Here is a 14,972-nt window from a genome sequence, read left to right as displayed (position 1 = left end):
GTCAACCTGCAGCAACTCTATTGCCTGTATTATTTATATAACACTGTTTTTCAAAACTGGAAAGTCTGCGAAAAAATTAAAAAATATGGTATTAAACTAGCTTTTTCACACCATGAGACTAAAAAGAAAACCGCCGCAAGAAGATCCCTGCGGCGGCTTGAAGAAACCAAAAAAAAACATCATTATCCAGAATTTCCTGACATTCTACGCAGCTAGTTTTCAGTCATAAAGATTTTTTCATACAAATCTTCAAGCTGCTGAAGATGGCGGGTTTCGTCGTTGAGCAGCTTTTCGAAAATCGACGCCATGGGCGCGCCTTCGCAGCCGGACTGCATCTTTTTATAGAAATCGATGGCGTTTTTCTCCAGGTGAATGGCGTAGGCCAAGGCCTGCCGCGCATCGGCATTGGGGGGCAGCTCTTCCTGGTGCAGCACATAATCGAGATTCATGGTTTTAACCGGCTGATCCATGGCATGGCGCCCTTCGATGGTGCCTTCGAGCATGGCTTTCTCCAGGGCATGCTTGTGATCAAGCTCGTCCAGCGCAGCGTCTTTCAGGATTTTCTGGGCCTGCCGGTCCTTGACCTTGCGCATGGCATCGAGATAATTGCGAAAGCCGCCGTCTTCCATCTCCACGGCTTTTTCAAGGGCAGCTTCATAGGTATAACAAACTTGGGAATCGTCGCTCATGTCTTCTCCTCCATTTCAGTAGATCACGATATAGCCATGCTTTTCCGCAATTCTGGAAATTTCGAGGACATCCTTGATGCGATATTCGGCGCCCTCGAGTCGAAAAATGTATCCCCCATCCGGCTGCTTTTCGGCAGCATCGATGAGTGATTCAAAAGAAGCCGTTTTGATCGTTTCCATGGCCGTCTCCAAAATTGGAAATCCCGAGAATTTCAATTTTTCTAGCACACTTGGAAATACGGCACAAGCTTATTGTATACAATCTGGGGCCTCTTCGAAGCTCCCGACAGAAGGGTCAGGTTACTCGCCGATGAGCTTGACCAGCACCCGCTTGCGGCGCCGTCCGTCAAACTCCCCGTAAAAGATCTGCTCCCACGGGCCGAAGTCAAGTTTACCATCAGTGATGGCAACCACCACTTCACGCCCCATGATCGTGCGCTTGAGATGCCCGTCGCCATTATCCTCCCCGGTGTTGTTATGTTTATAGAGATTCAGGGGTTCATGCGGGGCAAGCTGCTCGAGCCATCGTTCAAAATCCTGGTGCAGCCCATGCTCGTCATCGTTTATGAAAACCGAAGCGGTAATGTGCATGGCGTTGACGAGACACAGCCCTTCGGTGATGCCGCTCTCGCGCAGACAGTCTTCTACCTCGCCGGTGATGTTGACAAAGCCGCGGCGGGACGGGATTTCAAACCACAACTCCTTACGGTAGGACTTCATGAATCAAACCTCCTTGAAATATTTCCTGAAGATTATTACTCACCGGACATGCCCTGCGGTTCATGCTCAACAGTTGCCATTAAAGATTAAAATGTCATGCCTTCCCGGGCAACCCCTTGTATGTAGAATTACCCTGATTGATCAGCAGAAAAACACTTTGACAAATTTTAAAAATCGTTTAGATTCATAGGCGTTTTCCAACACCTTTTTCACGCCAAGGAGTGATCCGGGGAGGTACTGTGCGCAGGTTTTCATATCAAATCACTGGGATTCTATTCTTATTGAGTTTTGCACTGCCTTCGATTTCCGATGCTCAGTCCACCTTCGCCTCTCCATTTTTCACCCGCAACATGTCGCCGATTATCCAGATTTTCGGGCTGCCCGCCGCACAAGGCGGCGACCTGACCCCGGCGGGGCACACCGACTCAACTCTGGCCCTGGAAACCGCCAACAATTTCACCTGGGATCAAAAAGGGGAAGAATCGGTCTGGTTCGACGGTGAAACCAGCCGCGCGACTCTTTTTCTGAGTCACGGCATCGCACCGCGTTGGGAGATCGGTCTTGAGGTTCCCATTGTTTCACACAATACGGGGATTTTCGATGGCTTTATCGAAAACTGGCACGACGCGTTCGGCCTGCCCCAGAACGGTCGCAAAGATACGCCGCGCGGGCAGATCGACTACAGCTATGATCGAGGAGGCTCAACCTCCGAACTGAGCATGAGCGATACCGGCACCGGCATCGGTGACCTGACCCTGCACCTCGGCTACCAGCTGATCCAGAGCAGCCCGGGCAACCGTCGCGCTCTGGCTCTCAGGGGCGGAATCAAGCTGCCGACCGGCGATTCGGACCGCCTGCGCGGCAGCGGCGCAACGGATCTGCACCTGGGCCTGGCCCTGACGGATGCGCAGAGCCTGTCCCGCTACAATCTGACCCTGTTCGCTTCGGGGGGAGTTCTGTGGCTGACCGAGGGTGACATCCTCGCGGACCAGCAGCGTGATATGGTGGGATTCGGCAGCCTGGGATTCGACTGGGCACCCTGGCGCCTCGTCTCCTTCAAGCTGCAGCTCGACGGTCACAGCTCATTCTATAAGGACAGCGCCCTTGACCAGATCGATTCGGCTTCCGCCCAGCTGGCCATCGGCGGGACATTGCACTTGGGCGATACCGACAGCGTTGACCTGTGCGTCACCGAAGATGTCGTGGTGGACACCGCCTCCGATGTTGTCTTTCATATCGCCTGGAAGCATCGCTTCTGAAAACGTCGGGTACGTCGGGTACGTCGGGTACGTCTGGCACCTTTCGCGACCTTTCGCGAATCGGCGCTATAAAATGACGCTTTGGGTTTACCGCGAACCTTATCTTGTGATAAAAAAGAACGGTTAATTTTTGTAGATTTTCACCTTTAAGCCCGATTACCGGATCATGATCGCCTCCTTCTATCGCAAACGGAACAATTCATGACGGCTGCGGCCCTGCTTCATCGCTATTTCCCCGGGATTTATCTTTTTTTCATCGCTCTGCTGGGAATCGCCCTGGGCTGGCTGGCCGCACTGGTTCTCGGGATTTTGCTGACCCCTCCCGCCCAGCTTGACGTGCAGGCCGTTGCCGGTCGCAGCGAAGTCGCCGGAAAACGCCCGCTGTCTGATTATCAGGTCATTCTTGATCGCAATATTTTTAATTCCACTGCACCGGTCACATCTGTTCTGGTTGAAGAGGATACGGCCCCGTCACGAACCACAGCCAGAAGAGCTGAGGTCACGCAGGGATCGGCAGAGACCGCCCCTTCAACTCAGAATCGTAAAGACTACACGTTGATCGGCACTGTGGTCGGCGGCGACGCCTCACTGGCTGTTTTGCAGGAAGGCCGCAACACCGATGTTTATGCGCTGGGGGCAGAGCTGCCTGACGGCGGCGTGGTGGACCGGATTTACAGACATTCGGTGACCATCAAATATGGCGAAGGCGACACGAAAACGCTGGTCGCTGAAATGAACGGCGCACCCCCGCCCGCCGAAGCTCAAAAAGCAACGGCCGCTGCGACACAGAAGAACGGTAAAGAAGAGAACCCTTACAACATCGAAGAAGTCGGCGAAAACCGCTGGGTCATTCCGCGAGAGTCCGCCGATGGCGCGCGCGGCAATCTTAACGAACTGCTGCGTCAGGCACGGGTGGAGCCGCGCATCGTTGACGGCCAGACCCAGGGTTTTGTGGTCCGCATGATCCGGCCCAATACGCTGCTCGACATGCTGGGCATCCGGCGTGGAGACGTTCTGATGAAGATCAACGGCATCGATCTGAACAGCCCCGAAAAAGCGCTGCAGATTTTTCAGCAGTTGCGCGAGGCGCGCAGCATTTCGGTTGACCTGCTGCGCGGCGGCGAGCCGACGACTTTCAATTATGAAATCAATTGATTTCTTCATGTTCCATTGTAAACACGGAGTATCTTTCCGGCCCGTGGGGTCGCATCTTCCATGAAAAGGGTGTTTGGCGCCAGGGATGGCGAAAAGTGTCCCTTATCATGGGAGATGCGACCCCATGCTGAACAGGTTGTAACACGGATTCCTTTTTCCATATTCAGCTTAAATTTTTTTCGGGAGTAGCTGCCTTGACTGTCCGATCGATCATTTTCTCCATCCTTGCCGTTGCGCTGTTGGCAATGACCGCTCCGCCCCTTCCGGCACTGGCTCAGAGTTCCCCGCCCGGCGAAGGGATTGCCGTCGATTTTAAAGATATCGAACTGCCTGACCTGATTCAGACCATGAGCGAACTGACCGGGCGGAATTTCGTCTATGACGAAACCGTACGCGGCAAGGTCACCATCATCTCGCCGCGGCGCATGACGCTGGATGAGGCCTACAACGTGTTTCTCAGCGTGCTCAACGTCAAGGGATACACCGTCGTCCCCAGCGGTAAGGTCCACAAGATCGTCATGATCAAAGACGCCAAAGAGAGCAATCTGCCGATCATCACTCAGGGACGGCCGACCGGCGGCGGAGAGCAGTATGTGACCCGGCTGATCACCCTGGAGAACGTCGATGCCGCCGAAATCGCCTCTACGGTCCTTGCCCCCCTGGTGCCCAAGACCAGCAACATCGTGGCCTATCCGCCCTCCAATACGCTGATCATTACAGACAGTGCAGCCAATATAGACCGACTGGCGGGAATTCTGCGCCGGCTCGATGTTCCCAGCAAGGTGGACAACCTCGAGGTTATACAGCTTGATCATGCCGAAGCGGAAGAAATCGCCGCCCTCGTGACGCAGTTCATTGAACAGCAGACCACCCAGACACGACGTCGGACAGCGGCCAATGTGGCCGCAGCGGGCGGCAAAGAGCCCGGCAAGATCATCCCCTTCAAGCCGACCAATGTCCTGGTCGCGCTGGCCGCGGCCGAAGAAATGGAGATGATCAAGAGCCTGGTGAAACGCCTGGACCAGCGCCCTTCGCAGACACGTTCCGGGATTCAGGTCTATTATCTTGAAAATGCCGACGCTGAAACCCTGGCGGAGACCCTCAACCAGATCCTGACCGGCATCAAGACGCAGAACACAACCGCCGCCGCCCGCCGGACTGCCTCCGGCCAGGCCGAAGAACAAACCCTGGAGGCGGTCACTATCACGGCGGACAAACCGACCAATTCCCTGATTATCAACAGCACCCCGGAAGATTACGACACCATCCGCAAAATTATTCAGCAACTCGACATCAAGAGAAAGCAGGTTTATGTCGAAGCGCTGATTATGGAACTGTCCATGGGCGCGACGCAGAGACTCGGCGCCACCCTGCAGGGGGCGGTCGCCACCGGCGATGAGAGTGCTATTTTCGGCGGCACCAACCGCCCTGAGGGGTTCGCCTCGATCTCGGACCCCTCCAACATGCTGACCCAAACCATCGAAGGGATCCTGCTCGGCGGTCTGTTCAACATGATTACCGTGATTGATGCACAGGGCAATGAAGTCCAGGTGCCTGCCCTGTCGGCCCTGATCGATCTGTCCAAGACCGACGGCGACGTCAACATCCTTTCAGCACCTCGCCTGCTGACTTCGGACAACGAGGAAGCTGAAATCATCGTCGGCGAAAACGTGCCGATCATCACCTCCCGCCTGACCGATCGCGGCGGCAGCGACAGCCTGGCGCAGAGCGTTTCCGTCGAGCGGCAGGATGCGGCCCTGACTCTGCGCTTCACCCCGCAGATTACCGAGGGGGACCTGGTCCGGCTCAACGTCTATCAGGAAATCACCTCTGTTCAGTCGACCAACAACGAGGTCGGGCCGACCTTCACCAAACGTTTGCTGCGCAACACCGTGCTTGCAGAAAACAGCCGCACCGTTGTCCTCGGCGGGCTCATCGATACCAAGGTCGAAGAATCCGTCACCAAGGTGCCTCTGCTTGGCGATATCCCTGTGCTCGGCTGGCTGTTCAAACGGACCTCAACCCAGGAGAACAAAACCAACCTGTTGATCTTTATCACGCCTCATATCATTCAGAACGCGGAAGACCTGGAGCGGGTGACCCGCCGCGCCCGCAGAGGCATGAATGAATTCCAGGATCTTGACATGACCGACGAGACCACCAGGGAAACCTGGACCGACCAGCAGTTCAACCTTGAAGGGGCAGTCCCCGAGCTTATGGAGAACTGATCCCGTCATGACCTCCTGGCAACATATCGGTCAAATACTGCGTGAGGACGCCGGGCTTTCCGAGGAAGCCCTCGAGCAGGCCCTCGCCGCGCAGGAAAACGACGAGCGCCGCCTCGGCGAGATTATGCTCGAGCGCAAAGTCATCAGCTCCGAGCAGCTTGCGCGCGCCCTCGCCCGCCAGCACGATCTGCCCTTTGTCGAGTCGATCTCCACGGGTTCCATCGACCACGATCTGCTGGACCAATGGCCCATCGGCTTTGCCAAGGAATTCAAAGTTTTCCCGATCCGGAGTGACGGTGACATCGTCCTTGTCATGGCGGATCCTGGAGACAACCGCCCTCTTAACGACCTCTCCGCTTTGACCGGCGAGCCGGTCGAGGCCTCCGTGGCGACCCCGACTGAAATCCTGCGCGCCATCAACCAGGCCTATGAGACACGGGCCGGAGAAACCGAAGAAATCATCGCCGACATCGGTGGAAGCGGCGCCGATTCATTTGCGGGCAATCTGGAACCGGCGGACCTGATCGATACGTCGGATGAAGCACCGATCATCCGTTTCGTCAACAGCCTGGTGACCCAGGCCTACCGCGAACGCGCCAGCGACATTCATATTGAGCCGTTTGAAGGGGAGATGATCGTGCGCTACCGCATCGACGGCATCCTCTACGAGGTTCTCAAGCCGCCGATCAAGGCTCACGCCGGCATCATCAGCCGCGTCAAGATCATGTCGAACCTCAATATCGCCGAAAAGCGGCTGCCGCAGGATGGGCGCTTCCGGGTCCGCATTGCAGGCAAAGATGTGGACGTGCGCGTCTCGACCCTGCCGACCGCATTCGGCGAGCGGGTCGTCATGCGCCTGCTGGACAAAAGCTCCAACGTCCTGACGCTGGAAGACATCGGCATGGAAAAGGCTCTGCTTCAGCGTCTCAATCCCATGATTCACAAAAGCCATGGCATCTTCCTGGTGACCGGCCCCACCGGTTCGGGTAAAACCACGACCCTGTACGCGGCCCTGACCCGGCTCAACAGCCGCGAAAAAAATATCATCACGGTTGAGGATCCCATCGAATATCAGCTCAACGGCGTCGGGCAGATTCAGGTCAATCCCAAGATCAACCTGACCTTCGCCAACGGACTGCGCTCGATCCTGAGACAGGATCCGGACATCATCATGATTGGTGAGATTCGCGACGGTGAAACAGCGGAGATTGCCGTGCAGTCGGCGTTGACCGGCCACATGGTTTTTTCAACCCTGCACACCAACGATTCCGCCGGTGCCCTCACGCGCCTGGTGGAGATGCAGATCGAGCCGTTTCTGATTGCGTCATCCGTTGTCGGCGTCATGGCGCAACGGTTGGTGCGAACCATCTGCCCGCATTGCAAGGAGAGTTACCAGCCTTCGACGGAAGCGCTGGAGGAGATGGGACTTTCCGCCGCATTCCCCAACGGCGCCACGTTCTACCGCGGGCGGGGCTGCGAAAAGTGCATGGACATCGGCTACCGCGGCAGATCAGGCATTTACGAACTGTTGACGGTGGATGAGCAGGTGCGCGACCTGGTTTTGAAAAAAAGCGATTCGGCCACCATCAAGAATGCCGCCTGCCGGGCGGGGATGGTGGCACTGCGCGAGGCCGGCCTGGCCAAAGCCCTTGCCGGGCAGACCACTCTGGAAGAGGTCATGCGCGTGACCCAGGAGGAAGGCTGAGTTGGCGCTTTACGAGTACGACGGATTCAACAACCGGGGAAAAAAAGTCCGCGGTGTCGCCGAAGGCACCAGCCGCCGGGCAATTATTCAGCAGCTCAAGTCCCGCGGCATCATTGTCACCGAGGTGTCGCAGCAGTCCGCCGAGACCCGCAACAGCGGCAGATTCAATTTTTCTTTTAGCCGGAGAAAGGTCTCTGCAGCCGATCTTGCCGTTGCCTCTCGGCAGATGGCAACCCTTCTGAGTGCAGGCATCTCCCTGGACGAAACACTGGCCACCATTGCCGGGCAGTTGGAGAACCCCCTGCTGGGCAAGACCCTCAACCAGGTTCGCGAAGAGATCGTTCAAGGACAATCTCTGTACTATGCCATGAGCCAGCATCCACGGCTGTTTTCCGATCTCTACGTCAACATGATCCAGGTGGGTGAAAGCAGCGGCACCCTCGACCAGGCCATGCACCGCCTGGCTGATTTTCTCGAGGAGCAGGCCCGGCTGCGCTCCCGCATTCAGGCGGCCATGGCCTACCCGGTGCTGATGGCTCTGATCGGCACAGGGGTTCTGTTCTTCCTGATGGCGTTCGTGGTGCCTAAAGTGACACGCATGCTGGAAGATTTGGGCCAGACCCTCCCCTTTGCAACGCGCGCCCTGATTGGTGTGAGTGATTTTTTATCCGCCTGGTGGTGGTTGATGCTTGTTATCCTGGCGGCGGGACTGTTTATTTTCCAGCAATATGTTAAAAAACCAAAAGGCCGTCTGAACTTTGATAAACGCAAGTTGACCGCACCGGTTTTCGGGAAACTCAATCTGCTGCTGGCGACAGCCCGCTTCACCCGCACTTTAGGCACGCTGCTGCGCAGCGGGGTTCCCCTGCTTGCAGCCCTCGAGATCGTCAAAAACCTGATGGGCAACCGCGTGCTGGTCGAAACCATCGAAGACACGATCGTCGCTGTGCGAGAGGGTGAGAGCCTGGCCCAGCCGCTGAAGCGAGCCGGCGTTTTTCCACCGATGGTCAGCCAGATGGCGGCTGTCGGAGAAAAAAGCGGTGAACTGGAAGAGATGCTGTTCAAAGTGGCTGATGCTTACGAACACCAGGTAGATTCCGCCATCAATGCTATGCTTTCATTGCTTGAGCCGGTGATGATCCTGCTGATGGGGACGGTGGTTGGATTCATCGTTCTGGCGATTCTGCTGCCGATCTTCCAGGCCAGCCAGGGGATCGGATAGCTGAAGGGAATTGGGGACGGTCGGGCATGGGACCGCAACTCCCATGGCAAGGGTGTCTGGCGCCATGGAGGGCGCCAGTCAAGCGGCCATGGATGGCGAAAAGCGTCCCTTGACATGGGAGTTGCGGTCCCATGCTGAACAGTTACAAATCCGATTTATTGCACCATAAATTCAATCAACGAGAGGAAAACGATGAACAAATATCTCAGACAGTGTCAGCGCGGCTTTACCCTTATTGAAATCATGGTCGTCGTCATCATCCTCGGGATTCTGGCAGGGATCGTGGTCCCGCGTCTGCTCGACGAACCCGAAGAAGCGCGTCGCACCAAGGCTCAGGTGCAGATCAAAAGCCTTGAGGAAGCCCTTGCCATGTACAAGCTGCACAACGGCTATTTCCCGACCACCGAGCAGGGACTGCAGGCGTTGGTGGACAAACCTGAAACAGGCCGCATTCCCAACAATTACAAAGAAGGCGGCTACATCGGCAAGATTCCGCTCGATCCCTGGGGCAATCCTTACATTTATCTCAGCCCCGGCATCCACGGCGACTATGATCTGATCTCCTACGGCGCCGATGGCGAACCCGGCGGCGAAGGCAAGGACGCGGATGTCGAAAGCTGGAATATCGAATAGCATCATCACGCGCAATCAGAAGGGGTTCACCCTGGCGGAACTCGCCATCGTGGTGCTGCTGATCGCCCTGATGTCTGCCCTTTCCATCCCCCTGCTCGGGCATGTCGGCGACGCCGACCTCAACCGCGCCGGACGACGGCTTGCCGGCAGTGTGAAATACCTGTACAACGAATCGGCACTGGAAGGGCTGCCTTTCCGCCTGCAGTTCGACCTGGACGACAACCTGATCACCGCGCAGCAGCAACGCCTGGAGAATGGTGAATGGGAAGAGGTCACCGGACGTTACAAGCCGGCCAAGCTGCCGGGTTCGGTACGCATGCACCGGATCAGGGTTGAGGGGCGAGGAACCATTTCATCGGGCACTGCGGAGATGGTCATTCATCCGGTGGGCTGGCTCGATGAAACGACCCTGCATCTTATTGACGGCGAGAAGAAAATGACCCTGCGGTTCTCGCCGTTGACCGGCACGGCGGAATTTTATGATGGCCATCGTGAATTACGCTGAGCAGCGCATCGACCGGCACGGAGACAGGGGGTTCACCCTGCTCGAGGTCATGATCGCCCTGGTCATTATGGGCACGGCACTGGTCGCCCTGCTTTCTCTGGCCAACCGCTCCATCGGGGTGCGCTCGGAAGTTCAGCGGGTCACCCACGCCACGCTGCTGGCCGAGCAGAAAATGACCGAGGTGGAAACATTTTATCAGCTTGGCCGCGGACGTGAAATCGAGAATGAAGGCGTTTTTGAAGAACCTTTTGAAGTTTATCGATGGGAGATCGCTTTCGCAGACACCATGCTCCCCTCGATACAGCAGGTCAATGTGATGGTGCGCTGGGGGCCGATCGAAAAGAGTGAATATGTGGAGATCAACAGTTTTGTCTTCCGCGAAAGCGCTCTCTGACAACAGACAGCGCGGATTCACCCTTCTTGAGGTGCTGATTGCCCTGACTGTAACGGCCATCGTCCTGACGACGGTTTACGGGATATTTTCAGGTGTGGTCGCCTCGAAGGAACGCGTTGAAAGCGACGCCCTTGCATTTCATCAGGCGAGAGTGCTGTTCGATCGAATGGGGCGGGAGATCCGCAGTTTCCATGCCTCGGGGGAGCAAGGAACTTTTCTCGGCGGGGAAAATACGGACGGTCGTTTTTTCCTGGAATTGACGACCTCCGTCACGTCTCCCTCGCTTCCCCGTGCCACCGGTTTTTCCCGTGTTCGCTACGAGGTTCGCGATGACCCCGAGGACCGTTACGCGCTGCCGGAACTGATACGTGAAGAACAGTCCCTGCTGCCGGGGGCGGACAGCGAAGTCATGGAGAACCGATTATTCGGCGGGATTCGCGCTTTTCTGGTGCGCTTTCATGATGGGCGCGAATGGCAGGATGAATGGACTCAGTTTCAGTCATCTCCACCCCGCATGGTGGAACTGTTCCTTGAACTTGAAGTCGACGAGGTCCGGCAGTCTTTTAGAACCGCCTTTGAGATCCCTCGTTTCGAGAGCAATCGATGATAGTCAGCCCCCTGCGTCAACAGCGCGGCATGGTTCTGTTGCTGGTCCTTGTCGTGATGGCGCTGCTTTCGGCGCTTTTAAGCGATTTCGCCTTTTCCACGCTGGTGGACCTGCGCCTGGCTGAGACTTTTCGCGATCGCAGCCGCGCCTATTACCTGGCGCGGGGCGGAATTCGCGCCGGACAGATGATTCTGCAGGAAGATCAGAACAATTATGACGGCCAAGATGAGATGTGGAGCCAGGGGGTTGCCAACTTCCCGGTGGGAGAAGGTTTTCTGACGATTGATATTACCGACGAGGACGGGCGCCTGGCGATCAATTCTCTTGTCATTGGAAACAACCCGCAGAGTGTACAGAAAGAGCGCTTTCTGCGGCTTTTCGAAATTCTCGAATTCCCCGACGGCCCGGACCTGGTCGCGGCGCTCATCGACTGGATCGACACTGACGACGAGGAGTACGTACAGGATGGTCTGCTCGGCGCCGAAAGCAATGAATACCTTTCGCGCGATCCCGGGTATTCCGCCCGCAACGGCCCCCTGAAGAGCTTTGAGGAGTTATCCCTGGTTCGCGGCTTTACCCCGGAGGTCGTCGCACAGCTCAAGCCCCATGTCACCATTTACGGCGACAGCGGCGTCAACCTCAATACCGCGACCCCTGAAGTAATTGCGACTCTTTATTTCGACGAAGAAGATCGCATTACGCTGGAGGAAGCGCGGGATATCGCATCGGCACGGGACATCGAGCCCTTTCGTGATCTGGAAGATTTCAAGGAGAAGTTTCCCGGCCTGTGGCAGCTTTTTCCTACCAGTGCAGAGTTGGATTACAGTATCGGTTTCAGAAGTGATTTTTATCGGGTACGCTCCCAGGCCTGGGTCAATGAAGGCACCCGCGTGATCGAGGCTGTGGTGGCGAAACCTCAGAATAATATTCTTTTTCTACGGGTTCATTGACGGCAATAATGATGGCTTAGCCATTCTCTGAGTTTTGCGAGTGCATAAAGTAATGGCCAAAAAATTTATCGGCATCGATTTTGACGGAGAGTTCCTGCGCGTGGCGGTCGCGGAGGCTGCCAAGGGCGGCCCGGTACTGACCGACCATGGCAGCTACGAAGTGCCCATGCCCGAGGCGCTGAGCGAAGTGATCGAAAAAGCGCTGCCTGAACCGGCGTTCGGGGACCGTCTCGCCCTCAATCTTCCGGCGAATGAGGGTTTTTTCCGTTACCTGGACTTTCCCTTCAATGATCCCAAGAAAATCGCTTCGGCACTGCCCCTGACCCTGGGCAGCCAGATCCCGGTCAATGACGAACTGGTGACTGATTTTCTTTCAGGACAGCCTGTGGATGGCCAGTTCAGGATTCCAGCTGCGGCCGTCAGGCAAGAGGCGGTGCGTGCGTGCATCACACCTTTCGAGGAGACCGGACACCTTCCCCAGATCGTGGATCTTGCGCCTTTCTGCTATGCAGCCGGCTTGAAAAAGGATTTTCCGGACGGGGTTCTTGTTTCGATAGAAAAGTCCCAGGGCACGGTATCCCTGGTTGAAAACGGGCAGGTCAGAGATTTTCGCTGCCACCTGTTCCGGGAAGAGCCTCCGGTTGAGAAGCTGGCGCAGCTCATTGCGCGCGACTATTTCTCACTTGCCGCGTCCAACCACAAGGATCAGCAACCGATCATTGCCCTGATGGGCAGTGGCGTCAATGATGCACTGCGGAGCCGGTTGGAGAATGACGGGATGAAAGTTCATTTCCCGCAACTCAAGGCGGGCGAAACCGCTCTGACGCCGGCCATGCTTCCCGCCGCGACACTGGCGCTGCGGGCGGCGATCCCGGCACGGGAGCGGCAGTTCAACTTTCTGCAGGGCGACCTGGCCCCCCGTGGGCAATGGGCCGGGTTCCGGCGGCAGATGATCACTCTTGGAGTGATTCTCGGCCTGCTTGTTACCGTCTGGGCTGCCGGAAGTTATTTCAGACTTTCACATCTCGAATCCCGCGCCAAAAATCTGGGTGAAGAGATGAACCGGGTCTACCGGCAGACCTTCCCCGGTTCAACGGTGATTGTCGATGTTTCCGCCCAGATGCAGGCAAAACTTGCGGAGCTGCGGGAAAAGAGCCTGATCCTCGGTATCGGCAAGGATCGCTCGGCCCTTAACCTTCTGCGTGAGATCTCGTTGCGGACACCAACGGACCTGACGATCGATGTACGGGAACTGGTCTATGGCGACAATGAGATCAGAATTGAAGGTGTCACCGAATCATTTGAAGCGATCAACCGGATTTCACAGAAACTTCAAGAGTCTCCCTTGTTTTCCGAGAGCAAGATTTCCAATGCGAAAATGAGCCTTGACGGTCAAAAAGTCGATTTCAGGCTCAACCTGACACTCTCGACACAGGAGCCTGCGCCATGATCAGCTCTTTGAGCCAACGTGAAAAAATATTTGTCTTCGGGGGCGGAATCTGCGTTGTTCTGGCGCTGTTGTGGTTCGGCGTACTCGCCCCGTACCATGCGGCGGTTGAACGCCACGAAACCCGCATCGAGAGCCGGCAGAAGCAACTGCAGAACATCCATGAGCTACGCCGGGAATACCTGACTCTGAAAAAGGAACTCGACACTTCAGAGCGGCGCCTGGGTAATGCTGCACGCGATTTTTCCCTGTTTTCTTTTCTCGAAGAGGTCACCACCCGGTCGGGCGTGCGGGACCGGCTGGTTTCCATGCGGCCGCAAAATACGTCCACACGCGGTGAATACCGTGAAGAGTCGGTGGAGATGCGCCTGGAGCGCCTGGAATTGCCGCAACTGGTCAAATTGCTTCATGCGCTGGAACAGGCTGATGCGTTTCTCACGACCCGTTCCCTGCGCATCAAGTCTCGGTTTGACGATCGATCCCGCTTCGACACCGTTCTGGTCATTTCCTCGTATCAGAGAGCATCATGAAATTTTCAATCCGTTCTTTTCGTACCGAATCCAGCGACAGGAAACCGAAAGATAAAAACACCCTGGGGCTGCATCTTGGCGCATTTCTACTGCTGATAGTTGCCTTCTTCGCCGCTCTTCTGGCCTTTTTCCCAACCGAAGCCCTGCGTGTGCGTGCAGAACAGATGATTCAGCGTGAGACGGGAGAGTCCGTCTCAATCGGCCGACTTTCCCTGCGGCCCCTGTTGTCACTGCAGCTCTCCGACATCATCTGGTCTCCAGCCGCCGACCCCTGGCCGCCGGTGAATATTCCTCAAGTGAAGTTGTCTCCGCGCTGGGGTGCGCTTATGACGGCTCAGAGCGGTGTGAATTTCACCGCTCAACTGGCGGATGGAAGCATTGAAGGTTTCTTCATCACGGGAGCAGACACGAAAACGGAAATCATCGGCGCCTCCATCGCTCCGTATTTTCCCGGCGAGATGGATTACAAGGCTCAAGGGGTTCTGTCCGGGACTTTTTCTTCCGACGGGGATCCCTCCGCTGAATCCACCGAATCGGTATTCGATCTGCAGCTTGAACAGGCTGCCGTCACCGGACTTGAACGGCTCGGCATCTCCCGGGACCGGCTCAGCCTCGGCACAGTCCGCATTGAAGGAAAGCTGCAGGGCAGAAATCTCAAAATTGAAAATCTCTCCGCTGCCGGAGGAGAAATACAGGTTGATGGAAAAGCCACAATTCTTGTTGCAACAACACCACAGCAGAGCCGAATCAATGCCCAGATCGCATTGACTCCCGGTCCGGATCTTGACCCCGGCCTGCGCGACCTGTTGACCCTCAGCGGCGTAACTCCTGACCGCAACGGCACTTTTAATCTTCGCCTCAGCGGCTCCCTCGCACAACCCAGCCTGCGTTAAACTTTCCCCATACGTTATGGCCCCAAGTTTGCAAG

16 protein-coding genes are annotated in these 14,972 nt (G+C 56.3%); 13 read left to right on the top strand and 3 right to left on the bottom strand.

Features of this window, described 5'->3' with window-relative positions; translation table 11 throughout:
- Positions 1 to 212 precede the first annotated feature (212 nt).
- The 3 genes from GSUB_RS07225 to GSUB_RS07220 all read right to left on the bottom strand — a co-directional run bounded on the left by GSUB_RS07225 (position 213) and on the right by GSUB_RS07220 (position 1,409).
- A complete protein-coding gene (locus GSUB_RS07225; RefSeq protein ID WP_040199979.1) occupies positions 213 to 689 on the bottom strand; it encodes a ferritin-like domain-containing protein in 477 nt (158 codons plus the stop codon).
- A gap of 15 nt (positions 690 to 704) precedes the next feature.
- On the bottom strand, positions 705 to 869 hold the full coding sequence (locus GSUB_RS19620; protein ID WP_200890177.1) for a hypothetical protein: 165 nt from the start codon (positions 867 to 869) through the stop codon (positions 705 to 707).
- Positions 870 to 989: 120 nt separating this feature from the next.
- Complete coding sequence (locus GSUB_RS07220) at positions 990 to 1,409, bottom strand: secondary thiamine-phosphate synthase enzyme YjbQ (protein ID WP_040199977.1); 420 nt, start codon at positions 1,407 to 1,409, stop codon at positions 990 to 992.
- A gap of 281 nt (positions 1,410 to 1,690) precedes the next feature.
- On the opposite strand from GSUB_RS07220, the gene GSUB_RS07215 reads away from it, so the two are divergent.
- The 13 genes from GSUB_RS07215 (at position 1,691) to gspN (ending at position 14,937) form a co-directional block, all read left to right on the top strand.
- The gene (locus GSUB_RS07215; RefSeq protein WP_052464705.1) at positions 1,691 to 2,668 is read left to right on the top strand and encodes a DUF3187 family protein; all 978 of its coding nucleotides are present in this window, start codon (positions 1,691 to 1,693) and stop codon (positions 2,666 to 2,668) included.
- Positions 2,669 to 2,869: 201 nt separating this feature from the next.
- Positions 2,870 to 3,823 carry a type II secretion system protein GspC gene (gene gspC, locus GSUB_RS17985; protein ID WP_052464703.1) on the top strand — a complete coding sequence of 318 codons (954 nt, stop codon included), beginning with the start codon at positions 2,870 to 2,872 and terminating at the stop codon, positions 3,821 to 3,823.
- Between the two features lie 194 nt (positions 3,824 to 4,017).
- Positions 4,018 to 6,051 carry a type II secretion system secretin GspD gene (gspD, locus tag GSUB_RS07205; protein WP_040199974.1) on the top strand — a complete coding sequence of 678 codons (2,034 nt, stop codon included), beginning with the start codon at positions 4,018 to 4,020 and terminating at the stop codon, positions 6,049 to 6,051.
- A gap of 7 nt (positions 6,052 to 6,058) precedes the next feature.
- Positions 6,059 to 7,756 carry a type II secretion system ATPase GspE gene (gene gspE / locus GSUB_RS07200; protein WP_040199972.1) on the top strand — a complete coding sequence of 566 codons (1,698 nt, stop codon included), beginning with the start codon at positions 6,059 to 6,061 and terminating at the stop codon, positions 7,754 to 7,756.
- 1 nt (position 7,757) lies between these two features.
- Positions 7,758 to 8,978 (top strand): type II secretion system inner membrane protein GspF, encoded by a 1,221-nt coding sequence (gspF, locus tag GSUB_RS07195; protein WP_040199970.1) that lies wholly within the window; start codon positions 7,758 to 7,760, stop codon positions 8,976 to 8,978.
- A gap of 192 nt (positions 8,979 to 9,170) precedes the next feature.
- Positions 9,171 to 9,611 carry a type II secretion system major pseudopilin GspG gene (gspG, locus tag GSUB_RS07190; protein ID WP_040199968.1) on the top strand — a complete coding sequence of 147 codons (441 nt, stop codon included), beginning with the start codon at positions 9,171 to 9,173 and terminating at the stop codon, positions 9,609 to 9,611.
- On the top strand, positions 9,586 to 10,116 hold the full coding sequence (locus tag GSUB_RS07185) for a pilus assembly FimT family protein (protein WP_040199966.1): 531 nt from the start codon (positions 9,586 to 9,588) through the stop codon (positions 10,114 to 10,116). The genes gspG and GSUB_RS07185 overlap by 26 nt, the downstream gene beginning before the upstream one ends.
- Positions 10,091 to 10,510, top strand: a complete 420-nt coding sequence (locus GSUB_RS17980; protein WP_084211836.1) for a type IV pilus modification PilV family protein — start codon at positions 10,091 to 10,093, stop codon at positions 10,508 to 10,510. The genes GSUB_RS07185 and GSUB_RS17980 overlap by 26 nt, the downstream gene beginning before the upstream one ends.
- Positions 10,485 to 11,117: a type II secretion system protein GspJ gene (locus GSUB_RS07175; RefSeq protein ID WP_040199965.1), complete on the top strand. Its 633-nt coding sequence runs from the start codon at positions 10,485 to 10,487 to the stop codon at positions 11,115 to 11,117. The genes GSUB_RS17980 and GSUB_RS07175 overlap by 26 nt, the downstream gene beginning before the upstream one ends.
- Positions 11,114 to 12,067 carry a type II secretion system minor pseudopilin GspK gene (gene gspK, locus GSUB_RS07170; RefSeq protein WP_040199964.1) on the top strand — a complete coding sequence of 318 codons (954 nt, stop codon included), beginning with the start codon at positions 11,114 to 11,116 and terminating at the stop codon, positions 12,065 to 12,067. Before GSUB_RS07175 ends, gspK begins: the two co-directional genes overlap by 4 nt.
- 52 nt (positions 12,068 to 12,119) lie before the next feature.
- The gene (gene gspL, locus GSUB_RS07165; RefSeq protein WP_040199963.1) at positions 12,120 to 13,517 is read left to right on the top strand and encodes a type II secretion system protein GspL; all 1,398 of its coding nucleotides are present in this window, start codon (positions 12,120 to 12,122) and stop codon (positions 13,515 to 13,517) included.
- Entirely contained in the window at positions 13,514 to 14,044 is a 531-nt protein-coding gene (locus GSUB_RS07160) for a type II secretion system protein M (RefSeq protein ID WP_040199961.1), read from the top strand. The genes gspL and GSUB_RS07160 overlap by 4 nt, the downstream gene beginning before the upstream one ends.
- A complete protein-coding gene (gene gspN / locus GSUB_RS07155; protein WP_040199960.1) occupies positions 14,041 to 14,937 on the top strand; it encodes a type II secretion system protein GspN in 897 nt (298 codons plus the stop codon). The genes GSUB_RS07160 and gspN overlap by 4 nt, the downstream gene beginning before the upstream one ends.
- Positions 14,938 to 14,972: the final 35 nt, after the last annotated feature.

Origin of the sequence: Geoalkalibacter subterraneus (genome assembly GCF_000827125.1) — a bacterium.
GTDB lineage: Bacteria > Desulfobacterota > Desulfuromonadia > Desulfuromonadales > Geoalkalibacteraceae > Geoalkalibacter_A > Geoalkalibacter_A subterraneus.
Note: the sequence above shows the minus strand (reverse complement) of the source record. Positions and strands in the feature narration are given on the sequence as shown.

Bases quoted from the DNA above. Each gene is read 5' to 3' on its own strand.
- gspC (WP_052464703.1), top strand. From the start codon at position 2,870: ATGACGGCTGCGGCCCTGCTTCATCGCTATTTCCCCGGGATTTATCTT.
- GSUB_RS07220 (WP_040199977.1), bottom strand. From the start codon at position 1,409: ATGAAGTCCTACCGTAAGGAGTTGTGGTTTGAAATCCCGTCCCGCCGC.
- gspL (WP_040199963.1), top strand. From the start codon at position 12,120: ATGGCCAAAAAATTTATCGGCATCGATTTTGACGGAGAGTTCCTGCGC.
- GSUB_RS07160 (WP_040199961.1), top strand. From the start codon at position 13,514: ATGATCAGCTCTTTGAGCCAACGTGAAAAAATATTTGTCTTCGGGGGC.
- gspK (WP_040199964.1), top strand. From the start codon at position 11,114: ATGATAGTCAGCCCCCTGCGTCAACAGCGCGGCATGGTTCTGTTGCTG.
- GSUB_RS17980 (WP_084211836.1), top strand. From the start codon at position 10,091: ATGATGGCCATCGTGAATTACGCTGAGCAGCGCATCGACCGGCACGGA.
- gspG (WP_040199968.1), top strand. From the start codon at position 9,171: ATGAACAAATATCTCAGACAGTGTCAGCGCGGCTTTACCCTTATTGAA.
- GSUB_RS07225 (WP_040199979.1), bottom strand. From the start codon at position 689: ATGAGCGACGATTCCCAAGTTTGTTATACCTATGAAGCTGCCCTTGAA.
- GSUB_RS19620 (WP_200890177.1), bottom strand. From the start codon at position 869: ATGGAAACGATCAAAACGGCTTCTTTTGAATCACTCATCGATGCTGCC.
- gspN (WP_040199960.1), top strand. From the start codon at position 14,041: ATGAAATTTTCAATCCGTTCTTTTCGTACCGAATCCAGCGACAGGAAA.
- gspE (WP_040199972.1), top strand. From the start codon at position 6,059: ATGACCTCCTGGCAACATATCGGTCAAATACTGCGTGAGGACGCCGGG.
- GSUB_RS07185 (WP_040199966.1), top strand. From the start codon at position 9,586: ATGTCGAAAGCTGGAATATCGAATAGCATCATCACGCGCAATCAGAAG.